We start from the raw sequence: 26,412 nt of genomic DNA, 5'->3' as shown, positions 1-26,412 counted from the left end.
ATTATGTAAATTAAAAAGGGGAAAATAAAATGATTCGATTACTTACAAAAGCGGATGCAAAAAAATATTGGGAGTTGCGTTTACAAGCACTACAAGTAAATCCAGAAGCATTTATAACGACTTATGAAGAAGCAGTACGTCAAGAAAACCCTCTTGAACGAGTTGCTAGTAATCTTTCATCCAACAGTAGTTTTACATTTGGTGCTTTTAATAATGAAAATCGTTTAGTTGGGGTTGTTACTTTATTAACAGAAGAAAAAGACGCATATAAGCATAAAGGACATATCGTTGCAATGTATGTAGATACTGAAAATCGAAGAAGTGGTCTTGCACGTGATTTAATACGTAAAGCAATTGAAAGGGCAAAAGAGATGAAGCTAGAGCAATTGAATTTAGGGGTTGTGTCAACGAACGAACCAGCCAAACGATTATATGAATCAATGGGATTTAAAACATACGGAATTGAAAAAAGGGCTATAAAAATGAATGGTGTGTATAGTGATGATGAACATATGGTGTTGTTCTTTTAAGAGAGGAAGTTTTGTATGAAAGATCTCCATTTAGAAAGAAAAATGGACCCTCAAGTAGCGATTTTGTATGCGACGGTTGCTGATACGTTTAATAGATTGCAAAGGTTAGTCGAAGGTACTGAAGAGAACGAACTATCCTATAAAGGGTCTGAAAATAATGAAAATAGTATTGGGCAGTTACTTCAGCATTTAGCAGTTGTTGATTTACATTGGGTGTATCGTTTCAAGGGAGAAGATGTTCCGCCAGCATTTGAAAATAAATATGGTCCTATGTTAAATGAAGTAGGAGAATTACCAAGTTTAAGAAAAAACACATTGCAAGAGTTAATGCAAGATTATGAAGCAGTGCAAAAATTGTTTTATGAAGAATGTATGAAACTAACAGAAACTGATTTAACGCGGGAAGTTTTGTATGAAAAAGGCGAAACTGCGACAATAAGATGGGGAATATGGCATATAGCAGATCATAATCGGTATCATCAAGCTCATATAAGTCGATTGAGGAAATTATACAGAGAATATAAACTACATATTCTTTAATTTTTGAATGAACGAACGCCCCTAAATAATAATTAAAGGAGGCGTTTGTTTTTATTCGTTCGCTTTTCTTCCCAAGCTATCATTAAATTTTTATGATAATCTTTTGGTTTCTCAATAGAAAACCAGTAAATTGAATGTGCAATAGTTGGTAGCCATCTTTTATAGCGGATGCGTATATTTTCATGGTGAGTATAGTGGGTCGAGATTAAAGTAGATTTTGACCCTTGAAAATTTTGATATGTAATGGCCTCGATTTCATACCAATGCACTTTATTCCCATGTAAATCTACTACAATTCCTTCATCATCCTAAAGTGAAATGTAAGTTTGAATGTAGATTTTTCATCGCGTATACTAAAATATAGGTCATAGAGATAAAAAATTAAATACAAGGGGTTTTACAATGAAAGCAATTGTTATAGGAATACTGGCATCATTTTTCTTTGCCTTTACTTTTGTTTTGAACAGGGCAATGGACTTAGAAGGTGGAAGCTGGATTTGGAGTGCATCATTACGGTATTATTTTATGGTTCCAATGCTATTACTTATTGTTATGTATAGAGGGAACTTAAAGCAACTCTTTCAATATATGAAAAACAATCCGAAAGAATGGTTAGTGTGGAGTATCGTTGGATTTGGTCTCTTTTATGCACCGCTTAGTTTTGCTGGAGCGTTCGGACCAGGTTGGCTCGTTGCATCAACATGGCAAATTACAATCGTTGCAGGGATTTTGTTAACACCATTTTTTGCGGTGGATCCACTACATAAAAAACTTCCGATGAAGGAATTAGTAATGTCGGGCATTATTTTATTCGGTGTCGTTCTCATGCAAGTAGAACATGCTTCTTCATTAGGTATTCGTGAAACCGTTTTATGTGTAGTTCCTGTACTTATTGCAGCATTTGCGTATCCTCTTGGAAATAGAAAAATGATGCAAGTTTGTAAAGGGGAATTAGATGTATTTCAGCGAGTACTCGGTATGACATTAGCAAGTTTACCATTTTGGTTTTTATTATCTGGTTACGAAGTATCAACAGGCGGATTACCGTCAAGTAGCCAAGTTTTTCAATGTTTTATTGTAGCAGTTAGCTCTGGGTTAATCGCGACAGTATTATTTTTCTTTGCAACAGATCTTGTGAAAGATGATCCGCAAAAATTAGCAACAGTGGAAGCGACGCAGTCTGGTGAAGTTTTATTTGCGCTAGTAGGAGAGTTGATCTGGTTATCTGCACCAATCCCATCATCATTATCTTGGATTGGTATGAGTCTCGTTATTATTGGAATGATACTTCATAGTTATGTGGCTGTCGTTGTAAAAAAAGAAGAAAAAATAACGGCGTAATGAGATTAGCTCTTTTTATTAAGAGCTAGTCTTTTTTCATAGAAAGGGATGAAAGTATGAATTTACAGTGTGTTAAACAAATTGAGAAAGATTCAATATTAAATGTGCTACAATATGCCGTCGGTCCAAATGAAATAAGCTTAAAGAAGGCAGTAATATTTTATCAAAGTAATAAAGGGACTTTGTACAAATATGAAGAAAAAGCTTGTCTAGGTATTGAAATAATCGGAGAAACTAAAGCACGCATATGTCATATAGCAGTGGCTCCAGATTATCGTCAAAAAGGAATTGCACTGCAAATGATTAAAGAAGTGGTAAGGATATATCAATTGACTTATATAGAAGCGGAGACAGACGATGGGGCGGTAGAATTTTATAAAAGAATTGGTTTTCAAGTTAAAAGTTTAGGAGAAAAATATCCAGGGATAGAAAGACTTCATTGTTACATGGAAAAATAGTATAAAATATGCATATGGAGTATAGTTTGAAAAAATAGGATTTACATTTTTCTTCATTTCAAAAAAACTCTCGCTCATCATTATCTACGATTTTAATAGAGTTTTGAGGCTTCAGTATAATAATATACATATTTTTGTAGTAATGAATATGATTAAGTTAAAAATTAAGAAAAATATGATAATATATTTATATAAAAGTTTAAATTTACGTGGCTAGTGGGGGAACCAATATGAAAATGAATGAAATAGTAGCAAGTACACAATTTCCAAATACAATCGAAACAATAACAAAAGATTTAAAAGCATTAGGAGTCGAAAAAGGAATGACAATTATCGTTCATTCATCACTAAGTTCTATCGGGTGGATATCTGGTGGTGCCGTTGCTGTAGTAGAAGCATTAATGAAAGTTGTTACGGAAGAAGGAACGATAATAATGCCAACGCAATCTTCGGATTTGTCCGATCCGAAACATTGGTCAAGACCACCTGTACCGGAAGACTGGTGGCAAATTATCCGAGATAACGTCCCAGCATTTGATTCACGTATAACCCCAACAAGGGGAATGGGTGAAATAGTTGAATGTTTTCGTACATATCCGAATGTAGTACGTAGTAATCATCCGTTAGGAAGTTTTGCTGCATGGGGAAAACATGCAGTAGGAATAACAATGAACCATTCGTTATCAATGAGCTTTGGAGAAGAATCTCCATTAAGAAAAATATATGATTTAGACGGGTACGTATTATTAATTGGTGTTGGATATGATTCCAATACGTCTGTTCATTTATCCGAGGTGCGTTCTGGTGCATGTGAGTTAATACAAGTAGGAGCACCTATTATAGAAAACGGTGAAAGAGTGTGGAAAGAGTTTGTTGAAATGGATTACGAATCTGAGAAGTTTGTAGAAATTGGTGTGGAGTTTGAGCGAAAAGGAACTGTAAAAAATGGGAAGATAGGGAATGCAACGTGTCGTCTAATGAAACAGCGTGATATAGTTGACTTTGGAACAGAATGGTTTCGTAAGAAAAATTAGTAAGGGATGGTTACAATGAAGGGGAAAAAGGTATTAATTACGAGCGGTGGTTGTCTAGAAAAATGGGATCAAGTACGCGGGCATACGAATATGGCCAAAGGTACAATCGGAAGGATAATCGCAGAAGAACTTCTAGCTAAAGGGGCACATGTTATATATTTACACGGTTATTTTGCGGAGAAACCGAGTGATGTACATAGAGGGTTAGAATTACATCCATTTGAAGGAATCGTTGATTTACAAGATAAAATGAAAAGTATCATATCACATGAAAAGGTTGATGCAGTCATTATGGCAGCGGCTGGATCAGATTGGATTGTAGAGAAAATTTGTGATCAAGATGGTAATGTTCTTAATATGAACGGAAAAATTTCAAGTGATATAGCACCGATTATTCACTTTCAAAAGGCTCCAAAGGTATTAAAACAAATAAAAGAATGGGACCCAGAAACAGTACTTGTTGGTTTTAAACTTGAAAGTGATTTAAATGAAGAAGAACTGTTTGAAAGAGCAAAAAATAGAATGAAAGAAGCAAGGGCGAATGTAATGATTGCGAATTCACCACATTCTTTATATTCGCGCGGGGCTGTGCATTATGTAATTGGACAGGATGGTAAAGGGAAGTTGTGTAATGGGAAAGATGAAACAGCGAAAGAAATTGTCAAAAGCTTAGAGGTATTATGTAATCGTGTCACTGCTTTTTAAAATTAAGTTTTTAGATGAGAATGAATCCGCATAGTAATAAGTAAGCGAAACTTTAATTGGTGGGAATTTTACTTTTACACGAATGTGAAGCGTATACCAATCAAGAGCTATACACAGAATAATTGGTGAGGAGTGGATTCTATGGAACATTTATTAAAGCAAGCTATTAAACTTAGAAATGAAAAGAAATATGCGCAGTCTAAAGAGATGCTTATAGGATTAACAAACTTTACAAAGGATGCAGAAGTACTGTATCAATGTGCGTGGATACATGATGTAATGGGGCTAGAAACAGAAGCAGTTCCGTATTATGAGCAGGCAATCGCAAATGGACTTGATGGCGAATCGCTTTGCGGTGCTTATATTGGTTTAGGAAGTACATATCGTTGTATAGGGGAATATGAAAAGGCAATTACAGTATTAGAAGCTGGGGTGAAAAAATTTCCAGAGAATGCTCCGATGAAAGTATTTTTATCATTAGCAAAATATAACGTAAACGATCACGAATCAGCGATGAAATTATTACTTGAAACTGTCGTGAAAGTAGAGGAAGTAAAAGAATTTGAACGTGCCATTTCATTTTATAAAGACCATTTAAATGAGGTTTTTAAATAAAGGAGTGAACGTATGAAGGTTACACTATCACGAAGGCGAAAAGGTATTTGGATTGGACTCGTCTCTTTAATTATGCTATCAAACTATTTATTGTATGCCCTTCCAATTGTACCAGTTGCGCCGAAAGAAGTTGTGCTTGGGTCATTATTAGATTGCATGTTTGTCATTCCAATCATCACGTATTTCTTCATTATTCGAAAAAGATACTCGTTAACATATATAGTTCCTGTTGTAATAGCTGGTTATATTTTTGCAAGATTTATTATTCCAAGTGATTATTTACAAGCTTTTTCATTCATCTCTTATATTATTGTTGCGGCTGAAATTGCATTTGTAGGTCTAGAATTATTCCTTCTCTATAAAATTGTTAGAGTGCTTCCTAAAATAATAAAAAAATATAAAGAATATAGAAGAGAAAATTATTCCTTTTCTTATGCAATTGATGCAGCGTTTGACGCTACTATGAAAAGAGGTAAGTTAATAGATGTCATTCTAACAGAGTGTAAGTTAATCTATTATGCGTTTTTATCGTGGCGTGAAAAAGTACCAACAGGTAAATCTGTATACTCATATCATAAAAAGACTGGTGCTATAGGTGTGTATATCATGATTATTCATGCAACAGCAATTGAAAGCATTGGTTTTCATTATTTACTACATCAGTGGAATCCAGTAATAGCATGGATTTTACTTATTTTAAATGTATACGCGATGATTTATTTTATAGCTGAAATACAAGCGATGCGCAAAAATCCACTTGTCGTAACAGAAGAACAAGTAATCATTCAAATCGGATTAGGAAAGAAAATTGTTGTGCCATTTACACAAATTGATAATATTGCGTTCTACAAGGGTGAATTGCTAACGGCAAAAGAAGGGAGACAGGTATTGGATGCAACTGTTATGGAGTTCATAAAAGAACCTGCTACTTTTGAAATAACATTAAAAGAGTCAGTGAAAGCGCAGTTGTTATACGGCTTTTCTAAAACAGTAAGTCGTGTTTACTTAAATGTTGATGAAGAACGAAAATTTTATGATGCGGTTAAGGAAAAGTTAAAACATGAGTAATAGTACTGTTAGTTGCATAAAAACAAATGAGCTTCCGTTAGAAGTGAAAAAATATGAAACATGGATAGTGAAAAACTCTTTCTAAATAAGAAGGAGTTTTTATTATGTACTTGTATAAATCATTATATAAAAAACTATACACTTCTTTATTACTACATAAATGGATATAATTGAGGATAGAACTAGCATAAGGGGAAACAAAATAATGAATAAGTTACTTACATCGAAAATTGAAATTATAGAAAGAAAAATCCGGTATAACTCAACAATAGTAGATCACAATTGCTTATTACTTGAAAAGCAATCACAAAGTATCGTTTTATTTCACGAGGTGCAGTATTCATTTACAATGACTGCAAATGATACTAAGTTAACAATCCCAAAAGGGAGTTATACAATCGCATATTACTGGAAAGATCGTCCGTACAATTTATACGTATGGAGAGATATAAAAGGAAAGTATTTAGGTTCCTATTTTAATATCGTAAAAAACACACAAATAAAAGATGAAGTGGTTTCCTTTGAAGATTTAATCATCGATATTATGGTACTTCCAAATGGAGAATACTTCATATTGGATGAGGATGAATTACCAGAACCATTAGGAAATTTCGAAGGTGGTTATGTGAAGAAAGCTCTTTATGGATTAAAAGAAATCATTCCAAAAGAGCTGCCACCAATAGTTTTGGAGACAGCCAGAGTGCAGAGGAAATAAAATTTAATTACATAAATATTTTGAATGGGAATGAGTAGTCTCAAGTTATATGATCTAACTTTTTTGATAAATCTAAGGTTAGTAGCATATCTCTTGAGATTACTCTTTTTTTGTAGAAATTTCGTCGCTTAGTTATTAAATCGATTTTAAATTTATGAAATAATATTGACTGAATCAAGTTCAGTCGTTTATGATTGAATTAGATTCAGTCGTGGTGAAAACATTGTAGGAGATGACGTATGAAAAGAATATCAAAAGAACCAGATGTAAGACGCCAAGAGTTAATGGATATTGGTTTTGAACTATATATGAAAAATGGTATGAAAGGATTTGGCATAAAAGATGTTGTGAATCATGCAGGTGTAGCAACGGGCTTATTTTATTATTACTTCAAGTCTAAAGAGAATTTTGTTGATGAAGTTTTAAATGACTGTATTGTGAAAAATATGGAGTTAATTGAAGAAATACTTGTTTCAAATGAACGGTCTGTCATGCAAAAGATGAAAGATTCACTAGATATATTTTGGACATTTATTGAAAAGTTAGCACCCTATAAAAATGTGAGTTCGTTTCAGACGGAACAACATTTTCAACTGGAACAGAAATTATTCGCACGTATGCAACCGTTCATTAGACAAGTAATTGAAGAGGGAGTGAAAACAGGGATTTTTTATACTGATAACTCATTATTAGCTTCTGGATTTATTTTATACGGTCTTAACAGTATTGCTCATTCAGAAGTAAAGTTGAATCTAGATACAAAACATGAAATGGTTAATTTAGTATTAACTACACTACGATACAATCAAAAGGAAGGAGAAAGTTTATGAAAATTATTATCGATGGAAATAATATCTCACAAGAGCAACTTATAAAATGGAAAAGAGAACGGATAAAAAAAGTATTATATACATTAGGACATAAAGAGCTTGAAATAAATGATACAGACGTCATGATAAAACAGCTAACGGAAATAAAGTTGCGATATACATACAATGAAATGTACGAAAAGTTGAAATCAAAACTTAGATTAAGTGCATTAGGTATGCGTATCTGTACTCTTTTATCTGGCGATAGACGAAAATTTTCAAAAACTAGTATTTATTTAGACGGGATTACAGCAGAAGTAGCTATACATGGAATTGATAGTTTGATGCTTGAACAATCACGTGAAAATAACAAAGTGAATTTATCTGCTTGTCCTGATCACTATGTACTAAGACCCTTTGGGGAAAATGAATTAGAGGTTATCGAAACTACTGGTAATTCTCCGTTTCCAGTTCAATTTTTCATTGTTTTTGGTGACGAAACCGGATTGAAAACACCGAGAGATAAATCTTATCAATACCAATCAACAGGTGTTGCACGTATGAAAGATGGTACTACTATTGGTGGAGTTCGACATCAATTTAAAGATACTGATACAGGGATAGAAGTAAGTCTAGTTGTTGAGTTCCCAGCCCTTTGTCCTAATAGTCTAATTAAATCCCATCAAATGCATTTAGCGTGTGAGTTTTCTTATTGGTTACAGTGGATTAAAGATCAGAAAAAATAGTAAGTAAACGATATCGTTTAAATAAACAAAAGTAAAATGTTCAAACAAATCATATGTATGTTTTAATAAAACCTAGTTGACTTATCGGAAATATTTGTATAATATGTACTTAATTCCATAACGTATTGCTGATTGGAGAAACCAAAGGCATTTTATCAACAGATAAAATGCCTTTGGTTTTTTTATTGCACAAATACTGAATCTGTTCATTTATATGAATCATTTTAAGGAGGGGAAGAAATGACTGTTTCAATTGATGGGGTATCAAAATATTTTTTGAAACAAACTGGTACGGTTCAAGTGCTAGAGAATATTAATTTTCAATTAGAGGAAGGGGATTTTGTTACAGTAATTGGTCCGAGTGGGTGCGGAAAAAGTACATTACTAAAAATTGTTGCAGGTCTAGATAATGATTTTGAAGGTGAAGTTGTTATTGACGGGGAGCCTATCTTAAAAACGAGCAAGAAACAAGGTTTTATTTTTCAAGAACATAGGCTTTTTCCATGGTTAACAGTTGAAGAAAATATAGCGGCAGATTTGTCGTTAAAAGATAAGTATGTGAAAGATAAGGTGAGAGAATGGGTTGAAATCGTTCGGTTAGATGGCTTTGAAAAATCGTATCCGAAAGAAATTTCAGGCGGGATGTCACAACGTGTTGCGATAGCGAGAGCGTTATTAAGAGATCCAAATGTATTATTACTTGATGAACCTTTTGGAGCGCTGGATGCTTTTACTCGAAGTCATTTACAAGAAGTATTGCTAAATATTTGGGAGCAGAAGAAAACAACAATGATATTCGTTACACATGATATAGACGAAGCGATATATCTTTCAAACCGAATCATCATTATGAGTGCAAAACCAGGGAAAATACATAAAGTGATTGAAAATAATTTGCCTTATCCGCGAAATAAAACTTCTCAATCGTTCCAACAACTTCGAACGAAAGTATTACAGCAGTTTGAATATGGAGGGTTGATTCAAACAAGTATATAGGAAAAGGGTGATTTTATATGTATAAAAAATTAAAAATTCTTTCTTTTGCTTTAGCTATATCAGTATGTTTATTAGGATGTGAAAAAAGTACAGCAAGTAGTAAGAAAGAAGATGTAACAATACAAATTGGTATACAGCAAGGGTTAAGCCCGCTATTACTAGCAAAGAAAAAGGGGTGGTTTGAAGAGGAGTTTAAAAAAGAAGGAGTTAAAGTGAAATGGACAGAGTTCCAAAGTGGACCTCCTTATTTTGAAGCAATCGCATCAAACCGATTAGACTTTGGTGAAGTAGGGAATTCTCCAGTCATTTCAGCGCAAGCAGCAGGTATTGGATTTACCGAAATCGCCAATACAAGTTATGCGAGAAAAGGAACTGGAATTCTCGTTCAAAAAGATAGCAAGATTGCGAGTGTAAAAGAGTTAAAAGGTAAAAAAATTGCAGTAGCAAAAGGAAGTAGTGCCTTTAATTTATTGTATCGAGCACTTGATAAAGAAGGGATTGATGCAAAAGAGGTAAATGTCATTCAATTACAACCAGATGAAGCGCAGCCTGCATTCGAATCAGGATCAGTAGATGCATGGGCGATTTGGGACCCTTTCATATCATTACATACGTTAAATAAAGGTGCGAAGGTGATTGCAGACGGTGAAACATTAAATGTCTCTTCACCAGAATTTTTAATTACGAGAACAAAATTTGCGAAAGAACATCCAGAATTAGTTGAGAAATTCCTCAAAGTTTATGAGAAAGCACGTGTATGGCAAGATGCTAACTTAGATGAAGCAATAAAAGTATATACTTCTGTAAAAAAGATAGATGCGGAGATCGTAAAAGAAGTGTTTAATCACGACAAACCAATTTTAGTTCCGGTAACGAAGGAAATAATAGCAGAACAACAAAAGACAGCGGATTTTCAATATAAGCTCGGTTCTATAAAGAAAGAAATTAAGGCGGAAAAAGTTGTAGATAATTCTTTCGTAGAAAAAGCATTGAAAGCGAAGTGAAAAGAGGTTTTGTAAAGTGGAAAATACGAAAGCTGTTATTAAACCAGCGAGTATAACGATTGAGAAAAACAGAGTTAAGAATGTGCGAAAGTTAAATGTAAAAGTTTTAGTAAGGGCGATTACTATACCGGTTATTATATTAATAATTTGGCAGTTAGCTGGCGTATTCGGTCTTGTTTCTAAAACAGTTTTACCAACACCATTAGATATTTTTCTAGCTTTCCAAGAGCTTATTAAAACAGGAGAGTTATTCGGCCATTTAAGTATTAGTGTATTCAGGGCTGCGGCTGGTTTCTTTATTGGTGGGGGCTTAGGAATCATTTTAGGAACGATTGTTGGATTTTCAACGAGAAGTGAGCAATATTTAGATCCACCTGTGCAAATGTTAAGAACTGTACCTCATCTAGCTGTTGCGCCACTTTTCGTATTATGGTTCGGTTTTGGTGAAACATCGAAAGTGTTATTAATTGCAGATGGTGCATTTTTTCCTTTATACGTAAACGCATTTTTAGGTATTAGAGGTGTGGATTCAAAGTTATTTGATGTTGCGAGAGTGTTAGAGTTTAGCAAAAGAAAACTAATTACGAAACTCATTTTACCATCTGCATTGCCTAATCTTTTACTAGGAGCAAGGTTATCGTTAGGTGTTGCATGGGTGAGTTTAGTAGTAGCAGAACTTATGGGATCTACAGAAGGTATTGGTTATATGATTATGGATGCAAGGCAATTTTCAAATACAGATATCGTATTTGTCGGCATAATTATCTTTGCATTTGTTGGGAAGTTTTCTGACTCTCTAGTACGTTTACTAGAAGCGAAGTTTTTAAGATGGCGAGATAATTTTAAAGGTGAGACTGGGAATTAACATATAAATTATTAGGGGTAATTTATATAGAATGTGTTAGTATACGATTCAAAATAAATAAGGGGTGTGTAAAGGCATGGAATTATTATGGTTTATTCCGGCTTATGGAGATGGTCGATATTTAGGAACGACAAAACGAGGAAGAGCAGCTGAATATGGTTATTATAAGCAAGTTGCTGCGGCAGCTGATTATTTAGGATATACGGGTGTTTTACTTCCAACTGGTCAAGGATGTGAAGACCCTTGGGTGTTAGCTTCAGCTCTTGCTGCTGAAACAGAAAAACTAAAATTTTTAGTAGCAGTAAGACCAGGACTAATGTCCCCTACAGTTGCAGCGAGGATGGCATCTACATTTGATAGAATTTCAGATGGGAGACTGCTTATTAATGTAGTAGCTGGAGGAGATCCAGTTGAACTACAAGGAGATGGATTATATCTTGATCATGATGAAAGGTATGAAGCAGCGGATGAATTTTTAAAAGTTTGGAAATCGACATTGCAAGGTGAAACGATCTCTTTAGAAGGAAAACATATTCAAGTTACAGATAGTAAAGTTGTATTCCCACCAGTTCAAACGCCATATCCTCCTATATATTTCGGAGGATCATCAGCTGCTGGAAAAGAAGTAGCAGCTGAACATAGTGATGTATATTTAACGTGGGGAGAGCCGCCAGAGCAAGTAAAAGAAAAAGTAGAAGAAGTAAGAAAACTTGCAGAAGAGAAGGGGCGTACAGTCCGATTTGGCATTAGATTACACGTAATTGTAAGAGAGACAGAAGAAGAAGCATGGGAAGAGGCCGAACATTTAATTCAATATGTGGATAATGAAACAATTGAGCTTGCTCAAAAGACATTTGCAAGATATGATTCGGTTGGTCAAAAACGGATGACACATTTAAATAAAGGTACGAGAGAGTCGTTAGAGATAAGCCCTAATTTATGGGCTGGAATCGGACTTGTAAGAGGTGGGGCAGGTACTGCACTTGTAGGCGATCCGCATACAGTAGCAGAAAGGATAAAAGAATATGAATCGTTAGGAATTGATACGTTTGTTTTATCAGGATATCCGCATTTAGAAGAAGCGTATGAAGTGGCAGAATTGTTATTCCCATTATTGAAAGACAAGAAGAAAGAAGAAAATAAAATTGTTGGTGAAATGATTGCTGATGCATATGCATTAAAAAAATAGTGAGAAATAAAGTTTCACTTATTTATTGCTTCATTTTGTTTACTGCCTGTTAATAGGGTATAAAAAATCCGCAAGTTATTCGCTTGCGGGTTTTCATCGTAAATTATTAGAAAATATGGTAAAATCAAAGGGTAACTTAAGGTGCGGTTGGTTGTTCAATTATCACTTCTCCGAGTAGGAGGGGGGTGATAATACGTGAGTGAAATAGCGTTGCTACTGCAGGGTGGACTGTTTCTCGTTGCATTGTTAACGTTCGTCGTCGTTTTAATAGACAAGCTCAAAAAATAACAACCCACCTATGCCTATAGAATGTGGGTTGTTTTGTTTGTAAGAAACAAATAGGATAAATGAACAATCCAATCTGCTAAGTTACGTGGACTAGTGTGTAGCCGCACACTAGTCTTTTTTATTTATATACAATTTATAATTGGTTTATGTGATTGTATTGTTCTTTTCATACTCATTATAACACAGTGTCTTTTCATCAAGAAAGGAGACCGTATGTTCTGGTATCTATTATATAGTAGGTGCTTTTTCTTTGAACAGCCCATCCATATACTGTTTTAAACTTTGGACATAAAATTTCTGTGTATTCACATTATTTACACCGACAATGGGTGATGGAAGGTCAAATCTTTTTTCTGATAAATGAATGACAACATCAAAGATGTCAAACAAGCGAATGAAGCAAAACAGACCGTCTTTATCGCTAAGTAAAATAAAGTAATGATTTTCACTACTTGTATTTAGCGTATTCCATAAAGAACTTTTGCTTAAATCACGTACAATGCTTTTTTCTTTTAGTTCCACGAAATCTGCATTTGAGAGAATGGTAGAAATATCAATTGCATCTTGATCTTCAAAGTAGCCATCAACTGCTTGTACAGCGAATGTATAAGCCATTTTTAATATACTCATTTTATATTTACGGTTATCTAATAGTAATTCACGTTGAATAGAACTCGCTACTTTCGTTACACGTTCCTCTTTCCAAATTTCATTATGTAAGGAAATATCGTGCTTTTTACATAGTTTCATAATTAATGCATTAGAATAAAGAATTTCGTCGCTTACTTCGACAACATCAGTCTCAGCAGCCGCAAGTTCCTCACCGTGCTCATTCGTATAGAGTGGGGAATCAATTTGTCTTTTCATTTGTTCAATCTTAAATTGACTCAATTTATGCCTAATTAAAGGACGATCAATATTTGTTGTCATTTGTTCATGACAAGTATCACAAATTGAGTTTGTGAAATAATATCCACATAATATTTCTGGAATGACATATTGTTCACTAAGTTCTTTCGTATCTTTTCTGCAAATGATGCATTGTGTCATTTTTATCACCTTTACCTGCAAATTTGTATGTAATCTCATTGTAGTGTATTTATTGGTATTTTGGAATATTGTAAAGGAAAATATTATGTGAAATTCATACTTATTTTGGTACAATGAAGAGAAGTGCTAGTTTAAAGGAGGCCATTTTTTTGAAATCAAAAGTGCACTTTTGGACATTAGAAGTGCTAATGGTTGTAGGAATCATATTTATTTGCACAAAAATATCATTTTTATTTCAACCGATTGGTATCTTCATATCAACATTATTTTTCCCAATCTTAATCGCGCTTTTTTTATACTTCATATTTAATCCTGTATTAATCTTTTTGGAGAATAAAAAAGTACCTAGAAATTTAGCGATATTGCTGTTATATCTTTTTATCATAACATTAACTGCGGTTGGCGTTGGAGTAGTTGTTCCTACGATTTCACAACAGCTAATGGACTTAGTAAAAAATATGCCAGGCTACATAAAAGAGGGAAAAGTATACATACAAGAATTATCACATCATAGGTTGTTTGAATGGTTATCTACACAAAACTACGTTTCCATTGAAACAATTGAAAAAAATGCGATTGAATACTTAAAAGATATACCAAATACAATTACGTCGAGTGCAACGGCTTTATTTGGTATTATCACGAACGTTGCATTAGTTGTATTTACTGTACCGTTCATTTTATTTTACATGTTTAAAGATGGACATGCCTTTCCAGGAAAAGCGGTAAGTTTATTACCAGAGTCTTACCGTGAAGAGGGGCTTCGTATCATTAAGGAAACGAACGAAACATTATCTGCATATATTCAAGGGCAAGCGCTCGTTTGTATATTTGTAGGTGCGTTTACTTTTATCGGTTATTTAATTATTGATTTACCGTACGCTTTCGTTTTAGGAATTATCGCAGCATTTACAAACATCATTCCTAACTTAGGTCCATTTATCGGGGCAGCACCAGCTGTTATTGTAGGACTGTTCGTATCTCCGATGCAAGCCTTATACGTAATTATTATCGTAACAATTGTACAACAGTTTGAAAGTAATATTATTTCACCACGTATTATGAGCTCGAAATTAAATATTCATCCACTAACAATTATTATTTTAATTTTAGGGGTAGGTAACTTTGCGGGAATTATCGGAATGATTTTAGCAGTACCAGTTTATGCAGTAACAAAAACAGTTGTTTCGAACTTAGTGAGATTGTTTAAGACGAAGAGAAGTAACCGAAAATAGTAAAAACTGAGGAAGATACACCGCTTTTTAAGTGGTGTATCTTTTGTTTATAAATAATTAAAAGTGGGTTGATTTGATTTTATTATATATTTTTTATACATCAAATTCATTGATAAACTTGTGTGATATAAGCTCTATAAAACTATGTGGAATCCCTCTGAACTATCCAAATTATTTCCTTACAGCGTGCTATCAACATCATAATCGACTCCTTTCAATTCTATATAGTTAAACGATTAAAGGTGAGTGTAGTACTTGCTTCTACGATCTCGAATTTCATCAATAACTTGTTTATATTGTCTTTCTTGTTTTAATTCATTTTGAGATATTGTTTCTTTTTGAATCGTAATCGTTAAAAAGAAAAGGTGAAACTTCATATGTGAATTCCTCCTTTTGAATTGGAATTACAGATGACTACAGTAATGACTTTGTCTTTCTTTTACAGAATTCATAGCCTGATTAATTTGACGTTCATGAAGCATTTCAGACTCAGAAAATTTATTTTTTTGAATGGTAATGGTTAAAAAGAATACTTTAAATTTCATAAAATAATTGCCCCTTTATAAATGATTTAGAAAAAACGAGTGTAATAAGAAATTATAGGTGACTACAGTAATGACTTTGTCTTTCTTTTACAGAATCCATAGCCTGATTAATTTGTCGCTCATGAAGCATTTCAGACTCGGAAAATTTATTTTTTTGAATGGTAATGGTTAAAAAGAATACTTTAAATTTCATAAAATAATTACCCCTTTATAAGTGATTTAGAAAAGACGAGTGTAATAAGAAGATTGGCGCTCTTTTACTTCGTCCATAATGCTTTGGATGTGTTGTTCACGTAAAATCTCTTTCTGTGAAAGCTTACGTTTTTGAATGGTGATTGTTAAAAAGAATGCTTTAAATTTCATGAATATATGACCCCTTTAAAATATATTTTTAATACATTTGAGTGTAGTATGAACTTTTAATGTCAGTTATTTTATCAGTCAGTTGTTTTAACTGTTGTTTACGATTGATTTCAGTTTCAGATAAAGTATGTTTTTGAAGCACAGTCGTAAAAAAGAAAATATGAAAAGTCATAAATGAATTCCTCCTTTCAAAAAGGAATTACAGGTGATCACAGTAAAGTGCTTGGCGCTCCTTAACATCATTCATAGCTTTTTCAATTTGCTCATTATGAAGAATTTCATCTTTGGAAATTGTATTTCTTTGAATCGTAATACTTAAAAACAATACGCTAATAGTCATTGAATGTTGCTCCTTTCTTAGAAAAATAATGTAAGAGACTAAAAAATCGCGCAAAAAAACCACAGGAAGATACAGTTCTCCTATGGCTGGGCGTGAAAAAGCCACAGGAAAGTATACGACCTCCTGTGGCGAATTTATGAATTAAATGAAATAAAGTACGATTTTCAATTCTCCATTAGGGTGGTCGAATTCATATTTAATTGTCCAGAAAACACAGGTGCAGTTAACGCTAAAGTTAATGCATGTAATTGTAATTTCATCATTTCCTTCGACCTCCTTTTAGAATTTTTTTCTTACGTTAGTAAGTATATACAATTAATGGATAATTGTAAACATAAAAAATGAAAATTTTTAATTTTGATTAAAATGCGTATATTTAAAAAGGGATTTGAAAGTAAATATTGTAATTAACGAAATATCGATAAAAATGGGGGATGCTAAATGAAATATATGCATCATAACATAATCGTTATGCTAACAATTTTTTTATTCATTACGGCTTGTTCTAACGGGGAAAGAATAAAAGATATATATGATGTTAGGTCAGATGATTTTAAGAAATATACTGGGACATACGTTGGTAATAATTCAGATGTGGTTGCAATTATTAATCATTTACCCGGTGGTGGAACAGTTCAAAGTATAAGTTTAGAAAATGAAAATATAAAAGTGAACTATGGTGCAAAAGAGAGTGGAGCTCTTACAGAAGAAATGATTGAGACGTATTGGTTTGATGAGAAAGATACGATGAAGAAGAATTTTCTCTTTAATGCTACCTATCTAGTAATTTTAGTACCAAACGCAAAAGCTTATGAGTTTCAAATAGAAAATAAAAACTTTAAGATAACGAGGGAAGAAATGTTATCAATTTTGCATAGGGAATTCGATGATTTTCCAAAAGAAAAAGATATATGGGATAAAAATAAAGTTATAAAGTTCTTTAACGGCAATGAAGAAAAAATTAAAATGCTTGTGGAAGATAAAGATTTTCGGAAATCTTTATTCGCTAAATATCAAGTGAACCAGTTGAAATAATGGAGGGGAGAAGATGGAGTTAGTATACAAAATTTCTTATCATAGAATGCAGGATCATTATTTACCTAAGTTAGTACAGGCAATTAGGCTCGTTAGTGAAGAAGATTTGTGGAAACAAGAGACCTCTGTTAATTCAATTGGTGGAATCGTACTACATATTTGTGAACATTTACAGAGAAATACAAGGCGTTATAAGGATCCAAATATAGTTTTTGAAAATGGAATTGAAGAATATTTTCCAGTGAAACAAATAAGCTCTGAAGCTTTGTTAAAAACTGTTGAAGAAATATTTGATGAGTGGGGCAAAGCATATATACAGGTCTGGGAAGAAAAAAGGCATATTGATCTTCAAAGTCTATTACATTTGGTTGAGCATACAAGCTATCATTTAGGGCAAGTAGTAGATCGTACAAAATGTATTGAGGGACAACAGTTTAATTTTTGTCAAAATGGTATAAATGAAAAGAATTTGAGAACAAGAGTTGAAACTTCGAATTTTTAGAAAGAGAGACATTCTTAATTGAATGACTCTCTTTTTTGTAAAAGAAATTTATGGAAAAAAATAATTCTATGTGATATGGTTAATTACATAAGTAATGAACCTATGAACCTAAGGTGGTGAAAATGTGAAGCCGACTCTAGAACAAAATAAATTAATATACATACAAATTGCAGAAACGATTGAATCTGATATTTTAAAAGACATATTGCTTGAAGAAGAACAAGTTCCATCGACAAATCAATTTGCGAAGATGTTACAAATAAATCCGGCTACCGCAGCTAAAGGGGTGAATGTATTAGTGGATGAGGGGATTTTATATAAAAAGAGAGGGATCGGGATGTTTGTTGCAAAAGGGGCAAAAGAAGTTGTACTAAAAAAAAGACAAAATACTTTTATGACTGAATATTTACCTAAAGTGTGGGAAGAAGCGAAAGTACTAGAAATATCAAAAGATGAATTGATGGATATGATTCAAAAAATTACGAAGGAGGGGAAAGAGGGATGATTGCACTTGAAACGAAAGATGTAACGAAAAAGTATAAAAAGAAAATAGCTGTAAATGAAGTAACGATTTCATTGGAAGAGAATAAAATATATGGTTTGCTTGGAAGGAACGGAGCAGGGAAAACGACTTTATTAAATTTACTAGCAGGACAAATTACTTCAAGTAGTGGAAGTGTATCAATATTTGGTGAAGATGTTTTTGAAAATAGTAAAGCGATGCAAAATATTTGTTTCGTTAGAGTAAAAGAAGAGTCTCATTTAAGTTATAGCGTAAAAGAAATTTTTAAGATATGTAACATGTTTTATAAAAATTGGGATCAGAAGTTTGCTGAAGAACTGGCGGGTAAATTTCAGCTTAATATAACAGAGAAATACCATAAACTATCTCATGGCATGCAAACAGTTGTAGGAATTATTAAAGGGTTAGCAAGCAGAGCGACAATTACTATTTTTGATGAACCAACTACAGGATTAGACGCAGCACATCGTGAGTTATTTTATAGTTTACTACTAGAAGATTACGGGGAGTATCCCAGAACAATTATATTATCAACACATCTGGTAGAAGAAGTAACCCATGTTATTGAAGAAGTAATTATCATAAAAGAAGGTGCACTTGTTGTTCAATCAACAGTGGAAGATTTATTGCAACAAGGTCATATTATTTCAGGGCAAAAAGGTAAAGTGGAGGAGTTCTTGATTAATAAAAAAGTTATAAATAAAGAAATTTATGGGAATAAAGGTATTGCTGTTATATGGGAAGGGCTTTCTAATGAAGATTGTTACTCTCTTGAAAAAGAAGGTTTAGTAATTGATAGAATTACATTACAAAAACTATTTATTCACATGACTGGTGGTGAAGTGGAATGACGATGTTAATGAAACAATTGAGGTTACATATAAATTTTCATTATAAAGCAATTTTAATATTTTGGATTGTAGCTTTATTAATAAAAGGAGCTTTATATGCTGCTCATTTAAATGAAGCGAAAGTTGGTTATTTACCCGAAATTATCAATAATCCTTCAATTGCAATTATGATTTTTATAGTAGGGAGTGTTTTCATTGTTCAAGATGATTTATTTCGTTTAGCAGTTTCATTTGGTATAACGAGAATACAATATTTTATCGGAGCGATTTGCTATATTGTGTTGCAATCCGCATTGTTTTCATTCCTTCAAATACTGTTTTTACAAGATATAAAATATAACTTAGTAAATGTTAACTTTGGAGAGCAATTAATACAACAGTTTATTTTACAATTTTTATTTTATGTTACGATAGCATGTTTCTTTCAAGTAGTAGTAATTTTTAAGCAAAGATTTCAATGGATTGGTCTCATGATTGGTGGGTCGCTTTTCCTTTCAACAAATAGTGTGCTGTATGGAGAAGTAGGGATAAAAGGATTGTTATTTACAAATGATGTATCTTTAATAGATATCCCTTATTTTATTGTTATTTCAATTGGATTAACAATTCTTTATATCATAACTAGTAGTATATTTATTCGTAAAGTATCATTTGAACGAACAGTTTAAAATAGTGATAGATTATTCTTTTAGGGAGAAGGAAAATATATGGGAGACACGTCCTCACTAATAACCGTCTTTTTATGCATTGCACTACTGATATTTTGGCGTCGTTATCGCTCCATGCATAAGCCAATAAAGGGATCGGGAAAACGTATTTTATGGCCATTACTATTTTTAACACCAGGTATTGTATGGTTTTTAGGTCCCGTACATCCAGCTATATTACAAGTAATTATAGCGGTATTCATTGGTGTACTTTTTGCTGTACCGCTTATAGTATTAACAAATTATGAACGAAGAGATGATGGGAATATTTATACGAAAAAAAGTGCAGCTTTTTTAATTACTTTTATTGCACTTGTCTTTTTAAGATATGGTTCAAGACAATTTATCGTTGATTTAGATCAACAAACGATTGGTTTATTATTTTACGTTGTTGCAGTATCGTATATTTTTCCTTGGAGAATTGCCTGTTATATAAAGTTTAGGAAAGTTTGGCGGGAAAATAATAATCATGCTATATGAAAACTTCTCATTTGAGAAGTTTTTTTATTTTTACAGGTAAGCAAAACAAGTTGTTGAAGGGCAGGCTGTCATAGAATATGATACATATTATAATGAGGAAAAGTTGAGGGGATAAAAATGCGTACAATTTTACTTTTTCTAAACAACATGTTCATTAGCGAAATCGAGGACATTAGGCAAAAACATGATCCTTTATTTGGATTAATTTCACCGCATATTACAATTGTATTCCCATTTGAAAGTTCGATTTCAAATGATGAGCTGAAATTACATATTATAAATGTATCAAAACCGATACAGAATATAGAAATTGAATTTACGAATCAAATTACAAGTGAAAGAGAATATTTGTTTTTACGAGTTGAAAAGGGGAAAGAACAAATAGAGGAACTACATAATATTCTATATACAGGACCTTTATTACAATTTTTGAAAGAAGACATTCCGTACATCCCGCATGTAACAGTCGGAAGAAAAGAAAGTGCCGAATTAGCTGCTGAAGTAGTGAAGGAGATTCCTAGTTTTCATGGGAAGTTAAATTGTGTGATTGATAGAATAAGCGTGGAGCGAATTGGAGAGAACGGGGAATCAATTATTGAATTTGAAGTGCCATTTCTAAAAAGCTGACAAAAGTCAGCTTTTTATTTCGTAGCATGAAGTAATGCACCAATTGCACCGCTATTACCACCATCTTGTAAAAAGATTGGTGTTTTATTTTGATATTCGGTGTAGCTACTAATAATATGTTGAAGTTGTACGTTATTACATAAAGTCGAACCAATATAAATAATATGTTCAATGTTTTTTGTTTCAGCGAATTGAAGGCTTAATGCAGTAACGACTTCACCGACAAGTCCTTGTACAGTAGCTAGTATATCGGAGCTACTATTATTTGATTCTGTAATGGCTGCTTTTCCGAAGTTACTAGCAGTTAAGTTATTATCGATAGGGGAAAGAATACCACCATAAATATCTCCAACCGTAATATCTAGTTCTTTTCTAGATCCTACTTTTGTTAGAGGTATTATATCTTCAAAATGATCTATATTTGTTAACAATTTTGAGAGTCCCATAATAGTCCCACCGCCAACTCCGGTTCCACCAGCGCGAATATATTGTTCATTATAAACATAATGGATAGAAGTACCTGTACCGATATTGGTTAAAATAAAATTGTTTATAGTATGTTGTTCTTCTTTTAATATGAATTGGACACCTGCAAGAGTAGCTTCAAATTCGCTTAGCTCTATTATTTTATATGAACCTGTAAGCAGTTGCTGTAATAGTTTCGATTTACCACCCGTAATACATATTTGTTTTATGCCATTGTTGTTTTTAATCCAATCTATTATTTTATGTTGTTCATGCGAATAAAATTTTTCAAAAGTTAATAGCTTTTTTTTGTTAAAATAAGCTATTTTCGTTAATGTGCCTCCAGCATCGATACCGATAGTACGTTCCATTTTCCTGCTCCTAACTACGTAATATGTTTTCCTATTTACTTAATCGGTTGAGAATAGATATTTCCAACTGATATAAGGAACACTTTAATCTGCTTGATATATTAATAGTTTTTCAATAGTTACAATAGGCTGGTCGTTTACAGTTGCAATACCTTTACCAAGAACAAAACCTCGGCGATTGCGCGTTAGCTCATAATGTAAATCAAGTTTATCACCGGGATATGCTTTTCCGTGGAATTCAACTCCATCTAAAGAGGAGAGGAATCCTAGTCCTTCAGAATCACTTGTATGTACAAATGCACTAAGCTGAGCAAGTGCTTCTACAATTAACATATGAGGCATATGTTTGTGACTATCATTTATAAACCATTCGTTATTTGTAATGAGTTTATATCCTGTAACGAATTCATCTTGTTTTACATTTGTTACTTTATCAATCATTAAAAATGGATAACGATGGGGAAGTGTGTCTTTAATATGCATATGAAAGTACCTCCAATTAATAATACCCCTGCTAAAGTTAAGCAGGGGAGCCGGAATTAATTTTTAACTAATTCATTTACTTTTTCAAGGACGAAAATGCCGCTATTTCTAATGTTTTCAACAACTTGTTGCAACACTTCTTTATCTTGAACGAGTGCAATACGTACGAAGCCTTCTCCGTGAGGTCCAAATGCATGACCAGGTGTAACAACGACATTCGCACGATCCATTAATGCATAAGCGAAGTCTAGAGAAGTCCATCCTTGTGGAATTTCTGCCCAGACAAACATACTACCAGCTGGCTTATCGACATTCCAGCCAAATGTTCGGAATCCATCGACTAAAGTATCTCTCCGTTCTTGATAAATATTGCGGTTTTTCTCACAAAATGCAGCGCCATTTCTTAGTGCTGCAGATGCCGCTTTTTGAATTGGTAAAAATACACCGTAATCGGTATTAGATTTAAATTGAGTAAGTGCACGAACAATTTCTTCGTTTCCAATCATATATCCAATACGGCTACCTGCTAAACTATAACTTTTTGACAAAGAATTGATTTCTACACCAACTTCTTTAGCACCAGGTACAGAGAGGAAGCTAATTGGCTTATTACCATCGAAATAAAATTCAGCATAAGCAAAATCATGGACAACGATAATATTATGCTTTTTCGCGAATGCGATTACTTCTTTAAAGAAATCTTCATGAGCCATTGCTGGAACGGGATTCCCTGGGAAGTTTAAAATCATCATCTTCGCTTGATCGGCAATTTCTTCAGGGATGACTTCTAAGTCTGGTAAGAAATCATTCTCTTTCTTTAAAGGCATGTAGTAAGATGTTGCACCAGCCATTTGAATACCTGTTTCATAAGCTGTATATCCTGGATCAGGAACTAATATAATATCACCTGGATTTGCATAAACCATAGGTAAATGAACGAGCCCGTCTTGTGAACCCATTAATAATAAAACTTCTTTATCCGCATTTAATAACACGTTATGAGTGTTGTTGTAATATTCAGTTACAGCTTCGTGAAATTCTTGAATACCTGATAATGTATACCCGTAGCTCTCTTTCTCACTCGCTGTATGTACCATTGTTTCTCTTACAAAATCAGCGGGCGGCATATCAGGATTTCCGATGCTCAAATCAATCATGTTATGACCTGCTGCAATTTTTTCTTTTTTATAGGCTCCTAATTCACTAAATATAGAAGATTGGAATGCTTTCATTCTAGTTGCTAACGTGTAAGTCATCAAAACCCCTCCTAAAACAGTGCTTTCATTCTGCATTTTTAATTATTCTGAAAACACATGTTTATATTTTATCATTTTTTTATGAAAATTAAAATGATTGACAAATTTAGAGGAAGGATTAGCCTATTTTGAAAAGTATCGATGTAAATAGCGTAGATGTGTTAATTGAAATGTCTATTATAGGATTCATTTTATATAATTTAAGGTATTCTCTAGTTTTTATTAAGTATATTTCTCATGTTTTGAATGAAAAAGAATACGAAAACAAGGGCTATTTTTGTGGCTGATTTCTAAAGTGAAATAACGCAGAAAATATTTTCTGCGTCTCCTCTGAAATGTAATCATTTCTTTTTATATGTGCATAATTTTTCGGCTGTCAAAAAGTATACATTTAGTGTACCGTCGGCAACTTTTAAAGTTTGGTCCGATGTAAATGAATTACCATAATCAATGTGATATACATTAGAATTTTTGACAAATGAGCCTTTATATAAATCGTCTTTATTCTTTGTTGTTTGCATTTCTACTAAATTTTGCACAATTTCCTCTTTATTTTCTTTTTTGACAACTGTTTCAAATTTATAATATACAGGGCATTCACCATTTTTATTGTCAACGACTTCCCAAGAACCGTATATATCGTTATTGTTGCATCCACTAAGTAGAATGATTAGTATAGGAATTGTAAGTAGAACCTTTTTCATTTTGTGCTCCTTTCTTTTAAATTTGAATAAACGTGCGAATACGATAGGGATATTATAATAAATAAAGTTTAAATTTTTTTAAAGAATTATTTAATTTCATATAAAAATTTAGGAGAAATTAAATAAGCATGAATCTAGTGTAAAGTCAGATTCATGCTAGTACCATAGCCTATGTTATGTCTTTTTTGAGCATAAATAAAGAGGAAAGCAGAAGCACTATTCCATTTAATATATATACGCTTGCGATCATAAAGGCTAACGTACCTGCGCCAAATCCTGCTTTATCGAATATAGAAGCAAATGTTGTGATAGTCAAAAAGATAATGGGAGTCAGTAGTAAAAATATGAAACCTGCCACGATTCTTTTTTTAAAACTATGTCCAGATAAGGAAATGGCTAAAAAGTTTAGGATGCTAAACAGAGCAATTGCAAAGAGCAGGACAATAAATACTTCGATGCCACCAGACATTTTACCACTCCTTTTATAAAGAGTACTTTTTATAATCTATTCGAAATTAAAGGAGGATACTCCTTTAATTTCAATAAACGTAATAAATAGGCGTATTATAAAACAAAGAAGTATGGATTCAATATTAGATCCATACTTCTTTGTTTATTTTATAAATTCGCAGATTGCGAATGCTGTTTTTCATAATGTTTCTGCTTAGAGAGGGAAATAGAAATAATCAATAATGAAACGACTCCGAAGATGAGAACCATATATTGTAACCCAATTGTATCTAAGAAGAAGCCTGTGCCAAGTAAGACGATTTGGAACATAACCCTCTCAAACATATTACGGAATGAGAAGAGGCGACCGTGATAACTTTTTTCCACTTTCGTTTGGAAAATCGTCGACATAATAGGGAAGAAGCAGCCAACACTAAACCCAAACAACCCAAATGATGTAAGAGCCATCCATTTTATATCGCTAAAGAACAATGACAGATGTGCAAAAGCAGTACAAACTGCGAAGAAATATAGTAATTTTTCAGGTTTGAAATGATCAGATAGACGTTTAATTACGAAGGCACCTATCATAAATGCGACACCTTCAATTGTATATATGAACCCTTTAATCGTAGGATCATGTTGCATTTCGCTAATGTTAATAACCATTAAATTAAACCCAGCTATAAATAATAGAGGGATGATACTTAATATAAGTGCTGTAAAAGCAATAGGAATTCCTTTTAAAATACGAAATACTTCCATAAAGCTATTATCTTTTGCAGCTTGTTTACTTGGTGTTGTTGATTTCTTGTCTTCGAATTGTAGGAAGAAAGTCGAGAGGAATAATAAGGCGTATGCTGCCATTGAGAAGGCATACATGTACTGTAAACTCATCACAACTAAAAGAATTCCACCTAGTGAAGTACCTGCAATACGAGCAATTGTACCAACATTCATATGTACACCGTTCATTTGTAATAACTCATGCTCACGTACGATGAGTGGAATTACAGATTGTAATGCAGGGAAATAAAATGCTGCTGAAATTTGAAGAGCAACCATAAATGCAATCATAAATGCGATACTTTCAAATTGAATAGCAAAAAACATGAAAATAACACTTAAAACTCGACCAAACCCAGCGTAAAGAAGAACTTTTTTCTTTTCATACTGATCGATGACACGGCCAGCCATAGGTCCAACTAGAACACCGGCTAATAGTCCGATAAATAATATAACTGATTTCATGAAATCAGAAGGGACATATTTTTGCATAAATTCAAGGTTGCCAAGAATACCAAGCCATAATCCTAGACCTGCAATAAACTCCCCAATTAAAACAATCCAAACGTTTTTATTACGCCACATAACATAAAACCTCTCCGTCTTTTAAAATGAAAAACGCGTATATAAAACCTCCTTATTTATGCAGTGTTTTTATACGAACTTTTTTAGAGTCAGAGTCTATATTACGTGTTTCATAAGTGGATTTCAATCTTTTTGATTTGTCAAAAATTTG

General features: G+C 33.0%; 37 protein-coding genes. 24 read left to right on the top strand and 13 right to left on the bottom strand.

Going from position 1 to position 26,412, the window contains the following annotated elements:
• The first annotated feature begins 29 nt into the window (after nucleotides 1-29).
• The 16 genes from MR112_RS14580 (at nucleotide 30) to MR112_RS14505 (ending at nucleotide 12,903) form a co-directional block, all read left to right on the top strand.
• A complete protein-coding gene (locus MR112_RS14580) occupies nucleotides 30-530 on the top strand; it encodes a GNAT family N-acetyltransferase (protein ID WP_000620314.1) in 501 nt (166 codons plus the stop codon).
• Nucleotides 531-545: 15 nt separating this feature from the next.
• Nucleotides 546-1,070 (top strand): DinB family protein, encoded by a 525-nt coding sequence (locus MR112_RS14575; protein WP_000653845.1) that lies wholly within the window; start codon nucleotides 546-548, stop codon nucleotides 1,068-1,070.
• A 402-nt stretch (nucleotides 1,071-1,472) separates the two neighbouring features.
• Complete coding sequence (locus MR112_RS14570) at nucleotides 1,473-2,411, top strand: DMT family transporter (RefSeq protein ID WP_000644594.1); 939 nt, start codon at nucleotides 1,473-1,475, stop codon at nucleotides 2,409-2,411.
• A 56-nt stretch (nucleotides 2,412-2,467) separates the two neighbouring features.
• On the top strand, nucleotides 2,468-2,869 hold the full coding sequence (locus tag MR112_RS14565) for a GNAT family N-acetyltransferase (RefSeq protein ID WP_001053116.1): 402 nt from the start codon (nucleotides 2,468-2,470) through the stop codon (nucleotides 2,867-2,869).
• Between the two features lie 230 nt (nucleotides 2,870-3,099).
• On the top strand, nucleotides 3,100-3,903 hold the full coding sequence (locus MR112_RS14560; protein WP_000783347.1) for an AAC(3) family N-acetyltransferase: 804 nt from the start codon (nucleotides 3,100-3,102) through the stop codon (nucleotides 3,901-3,903).
• A gap of 15 nt (nucleotides 3,904-3,918) precedes the next feature.
• Complete coding sequence (locus MR112_RS14555; protein ID WP_000676726.1) at nucleotides 3,919-4,608, top strand: phosphopantothenoylcysteine decarboxylase domain-containing protein; 690 nt, start codon at nucleotides 3,919-3,921, stop codon at nucleotides 4,606-4,608.
• A gap of 141 nt (nucleotides 4,609-4,749) precedes the next feature.
• Nucleotides 4,750-5,223, top strand: coding sequence for a tetratricopeptide repeat protein (locus MR112_RS14550; RefSeq protein ID WP_000400636.1), 474 nt, complete (start codon nucleotides 4,750-4,752; stop codon nucleotides 5,221-5,223).
• A gap of 12 nt (nucleotides 5,224-5,235) precedes the next feature.
• The gene (locus tag MR112_RS14545) at nucleotides 5,236-6,291 is read left to right on the top strand and encodes a hypothetical protein (RefSeq protein ID WP_063245543.1); all 1,056 of its coding nucleotides are present in this window, start codon (nucleotides 5,236-5,238) and stop codon (nucleotides 6,289-6,291) included.
• 205 nt (nucleotides 6,292-6,496) lie between these two features.
• Nucleotides 6,497-7,006 carry a ribonuclease FAU-1 family protein gene (locus MR112_RS14540; protein ID WP_063245542.1) on the top strand — a complete coding sequence of 170 codons (510 nt, stop codon included), beginning with the start codon at nucleotides 6,497-6,499 and terminating at the stop codon, nucleotides 7,004-7,006.
• Nucleotides 7,007-7,245: 239 nt separating this feature from the next.
• Complete coding sequence (locus MR112_RS14535; protein ID WP_063245541.1) at nucleotides 7,246-7,836, top strand: TetR/AcrR family transcriptional regulator; 591 nt, start codon at nucleotides 7,246-7,248, stop codon at nucleotides 7,834-7,836.
• Nucleotides 7,833-8,561: a hypothetical protein gene (locus MR112_RS14530; RefSeq protein ID WP_000691336.1), complete on the top strand. Its 729-nt coding sequence runs from the start codon at nucleotides 7,833-7,835 to the stop codon at nucleotides 8,559-8,561. Before MR112_RS14535 ends, MR112_RS14530 begins: the two co-directional genes overlap by 4 nt.
• A gap of 240 nt (nucleotides 8,562-8,801) precedes the next feature.
• Complete coding sequence (locus tag MR112_RS14525) at nucleotides 8,802-9,557, top strand: ABC transporter ATP-binding protein (protein ID WP_000218576.1); 756 nt, start codon at nucleotides 8,802-8,804, stop codon at nucleotides 9,555-9,557.
• A 17-nt stretch (nucleotides 9,558-9,574) separates the two neighbouring features.
• Nucleotides 9,575-10,561, top strand: coding sequence for an aliphatic sulfonate ABC transporter substrate-binding protein (locus MR112_RS14520; RefSeq protein ID WP_242245065.1), 987 nt, complete (start codon nucleotides 9,575-9,577; stop codon nucleotides 10,559-10,561).
• A gap of 16 nt (nucleotides 10,562-10,577) precedes the next feature.
• On the top strand, nucleotides 10,578-11,426 hold the full coding sequence (locus MR112_RS14515; protein ID WP_048538286.1) for an ABC transporter permease: 849 nt from the start codon (nucleotides 10,578-10,580) through the stop codon (nucleotides 11,424-11,426).
• Nucleotides 11,427-11,502: 76 nt separating this feature from the next.
• Nucleotides 11,503-12,615 carry an FMNH2-dependent alkanesulfonate monooxygenase gene (gene ssuD, locus MR112_RS14510; RefSeq protein WP_078186511.1) on the top strand — a complete coding sequence of 371 codons (1,113 nt, stop codon included), beginning with the start codon at nucleotides 11,503-11,505 and terminating at the stop codon, nucleotides 12,613-12,615.
• A 195-nt stretch (nucleotides 12,616-12,810) separates the two neighbouring features.
• Complete coding sequence (locus tag MR112_RS14505; protein WP_001289320.1) at nucleotides 12,811-12,903, top strand: putative holin-like toxin; 93 nt, start codon at nucleotides 12,811-12,813, stop codon at nucleotides 12,901-12,903.
• Between the two features lie 228 nt (nucleotides 12,904-13,131).
• Here MR112_RS14505 and MR112_RS14500 read toward each other — a convergent pair whose 3' ends face one another.
• Nucleotides 13,132-13,953, bottom strand: a complete 822-nt coding sequence (locus MR112_RS14500) for an HNH endonuclease (protein ID WP_242245064.1) — start codon at nucleotides 13,951-13,953, stop codon at nucleotides 13,132-13,134.
• 149 nt (nucleotides 13,954-14,102) lie between these two features.
• On the opposite strand from MR112_RS14500, the gene MR112_RS14495 reads away from it, so the two are divergent.
• Complete coding sequence (locus MR112_RS14495; RefSeq protein ID WP_000837892.1) at nucleotides 14,103-15,188, top strand: AI-2E family transporter; 1,086 nt, start codon at nucleotides 14,103-14,105, stop codon at nucleotides 15,186-15,188.
• Nucleotides 15,189-15,424: 236 nt separating this feature from the next.
• Here MR112_RS14495 and MR112_RS14490 read toward each other — a convergent pair whose 3' ends face one another.
• From MR112_RS14490 to MR112_RS14465, 6 genes are read right to left on the bottom strand one after another with little or no spacing between them, the layout of a single operon-like run.
• Nucleotides 15,425-15,565: a YrzI family small protein gene (locus tag MR112_RS14490; RefSeq protein ID WP_000668497.1), complete on the bottom strand. Its 141-nt coding sequence runs from the start codon at nucleotides 15,563-15,565 to the stop codon at nucleotides 15,425-15,427.
• 27 nt (nucleotides 15,566-15,592) lie between these two features.
• Nucleotides 15,593-15,733, bottom strand: a complete 141-nt coding sequence (locus MR112_RS14485) for a YrzI family small protein (protein ID WP_000669806.1) — start codon at nucleotides 15,731-15,733, stop codon at nucleotides 15,593-15,595.
• A gap of 52 nt (nucleotides 15,734-15,785) precedes the next feature.
• Nucleotides 15,786-15,926: a YrzI family small protein gene (locus tag MR112_RS14480; RefSeq protein ID WP_000669805.1), complete on the bottom strand. Its 141-nt coding sequence runs from the start codon at nucleotides 15,924-15,926 to the stop codon at nucleotides 15,786-15,788.
• Between the two features lie 26 nt (nucleotides 15,927-15,952).
• Complete coding sequence (locus tag MR112_RS14475) at nucleotides 15,953-16,096, bottom strand: YrzI family small protein (RefSeq protein WP_000668965.1); 144 nt, start codon at nucleotides 16,094-16,096, stop codon at nucleotides 15,953-15,955.
• A gap of 28 nt (nucleotides 16,097-16,124) precedes the next feature.
• Nucleotides 16,125-16,268 (bottom strand): YrzI family small protein, encoded by a 144-nt coding sequence (locus MR112_RS14470; protein ID WP_000142712.1) that lies wholly within the window; start codon nucleotides 16,266-16,268, stop codon nucleotides 16,125-16,127.
• Nucleotides 16,269-16,295: 27 nt separating this feature from the next.
• Nucleotides 16,296-16,436 carry a YrzI family small protein gene (locus MR112_RS14465; RefSeq protein WP_000156193.1) on the bottom strand — a complete coding sequence of 47 codons (141 nt, stop codon included), beginning with the start codon at nucleotides 16,434-16,436 and terminating at the stop codon, nucleotides 16,296-16,298.
• Nucleotides 16,437-16,877: 441 nt separating this feature from the next.
• On the opposite strand from MR112_RS14465, the gene MR112_RS14460 reads away from it, so the two are divergent.
• From MR112_RS14460 to MR112_RS14430, 7 genes are all read left to right on the top strand, one after another.
• Nucleotides 16,878-17,471, top strand: a complete 594-nt coding sequence (locus MR112_RS14460) for a DUF4825 domain-containing protein (RefSeq protein ID WP_063245537.1) — start codon at nucleotides 16,878-16,880, stop codon at nucleotides 17,469-17,471.
• 13 nt (nucleotides 17,472-17,484) lie between these two features.
• The gene (locus tag MR112_RS14455) at nucleotides 17,485-17,973 is read left to right on the top strand and encodes a DinB family protein (RefSeq protein WP_000424643.1); all 489 of its coding nucleotides are present in this window, start codon (nucleotides 17,485-17,487) and stop codon (nucleotides 17,971-17,973) included.
• A 124-nt stretch (nucleotides 17,974-18,097) separates the two neighbouring features.
• Nucleotides 18,098-18,478: a GntR family transcriptional regulator gene (locus MR112_RS14450; protein WP_000805185.1), complete on the top strand. Its 381-nt coding sequence runs from the start codon at nucleotides 18,098-18,100 to the stop codon at nucleotides 18,476-18,478.
• Nucleotides 18,475-19,347, top strand: a complete 873-nt coding sequence (locus MR112_RS14445) for an ABC transporter ATP-binding protein (RefSeq protein WP_000560923.1) — start codon at nucleotides 18,475-18,477, stop codon at nucleotides 19,345-19,347. The genes MR112_RS14450 and MR112_RS14445 overlap by 4 nt, the downstream gene beginning before the upstream one ends.
• Nucleotides 19,344-20,015 (top strand): DUF4052 domain-containing protein, encoded by a 672-nt coding sequence (locus tag MR112_RS14440; RefSeq protein ID WP_000178200.1) that lies wholly within the window; start codon nucleotides 19,344-19,346, stop codon nucleotides 20,013-20,015. The genes MR112_RS14445 and MR112_RS14440 overlap by 4 nt, the downstream gene beginning before the upstream one ends.
• A 39-nt stretch (nucleotides 20,016-20,054) precedes the next feature.
• Nucleotides 20,055-20,534: a CcdC family protein gene (locus MR112_RS14435; RefSeq protein ID WP_000502963.1), complete on the top strand. Its 480-nt coding sequence runs from the start codon at nucleotides 20,055-20,057 to the stop codon at nucleotides 20,532-20,534.
• A 117-nt stretch (nucleotides 20,535-20,651) separates the two neighbouring features.
• Nucleotides 20,652-21,161, top strand: a complete 510-nt coding sequence (locus tag MR112_RS14430) for a 2'-5' RNA ligase family protein (RefSeq protein WP_001259199.1) — start codon at nucleotides 20,652-20,654, stop codon at nucleotides 21,159-21,161.
• Nucleotides 21,162-21,175: 14 nt separating this feature from the next.
• Here the strand turns inward: MR112_RS14430 and coaW are convergent, their stop codons facing one another.
• The 6 genes from coaW to MR112_RS14400 all read right to left on the bottom strand — a co-directional run bounded on the left by coaW (nucleotide 21,176) and on the right by MR112_RS14400 (nucleotide 26,261).
• Nucleotides 21,176-21,997 carry a type II pantothenate kinase gene (gene coaW, locus MR112_RS14425; RefSeq protein WP_000442501.1) on the bottom strand — a complete coding sequence of 274 codons (822 nt, stop codon included), beginning with the start codon at nucleotides 21,995-21,997 and terminating at the stop codon, nucleotides 21,176-21,178.
• Between the two features lie 84 nt (nucleotides 21,998-22,081).
• Nucleotides 22,082-22,480, bottom strand: a complete 399-nt coding sequence (locus MR112_RS14420) for a 3-hydroxyacyl-ACP dehydratase FabZ family protein (RefSeq protein WP_000547649.1) — start codon at nucleotides 22,478-22,480, stop codon at nucleotides 22,082-22,084.
• Nucleotides 22,481-22,536: 56 nt separating this feature from the next.
• The gene (locus MR112_RS14415) at nucleotides 22,537-23,736 is read right to left on the bottom strand and encodes an LL-diaminopimelate aminotransferase (protein ID WP_000222697.1); all 1,200 of its coding nucleotides are present in this window, start codon (nucleotides 23,734-23,736) and stop codon (nucleotides 22,537-22,539) included.
• Between the two features lie 341 nt (nucleotides 23,737-24,077).
• Nucleotides 24,078-24,440 (bottom strand): hypothetical protein, encoded by a 363-nt coding sequence (locus MR112_RS14410; protein ID WP_063245536.1) that lies wholly within the window; start codon nucleotides 24,438-24,440, stop codon nucleotides 24,078-24,080.
• Nucleotides 24,441-24,609: 169 nt separating this feature from the next.
• Nucleotides 24,610-24,909, bottom strand: coding sequence for a hypothetical protein (locus MR112_RS14405; protein WP_078187059.1), 300 nt, complete (start codon nucleotides 24,907-24,909; stop codon nucleotides 24,610-24,612).
• 149 nt (nucleotides 24,910-25,058) lie between these two features.
• The gene (locus MR112_RS14400; RefSeq protein ID WP_000269258.1) at nucleotides 25,059-26,261 is read right to left on the bottom strand and encodes an MFS transporter; all 1,203 of its coding nucleotides are present in this window, start codon (nucleotides 26,259-26,261) and stop codon (nucleotides 25,059-25,061) included.
• Between the last annotated feature and the right edge of the window lie 151 nt (nucleotides 26,262-26,412).

It is taken from the genome of Bacillus cereus group sp. BfR-BA-01330 (assembly GCF_022663885.1).
In the GTDB taxonomy this organism is placed as follows: Bacteria; Bacillota; Bacilli; order Bacillales; family Bacillaceae_G; genus Bacillus_A; species Bacillus_A cereus.
The sequence above is the reverse complement of the archived record's forward strand: the minus strand, read 5'-3'. Positions and strand labels throughout refer to the sequence as shown.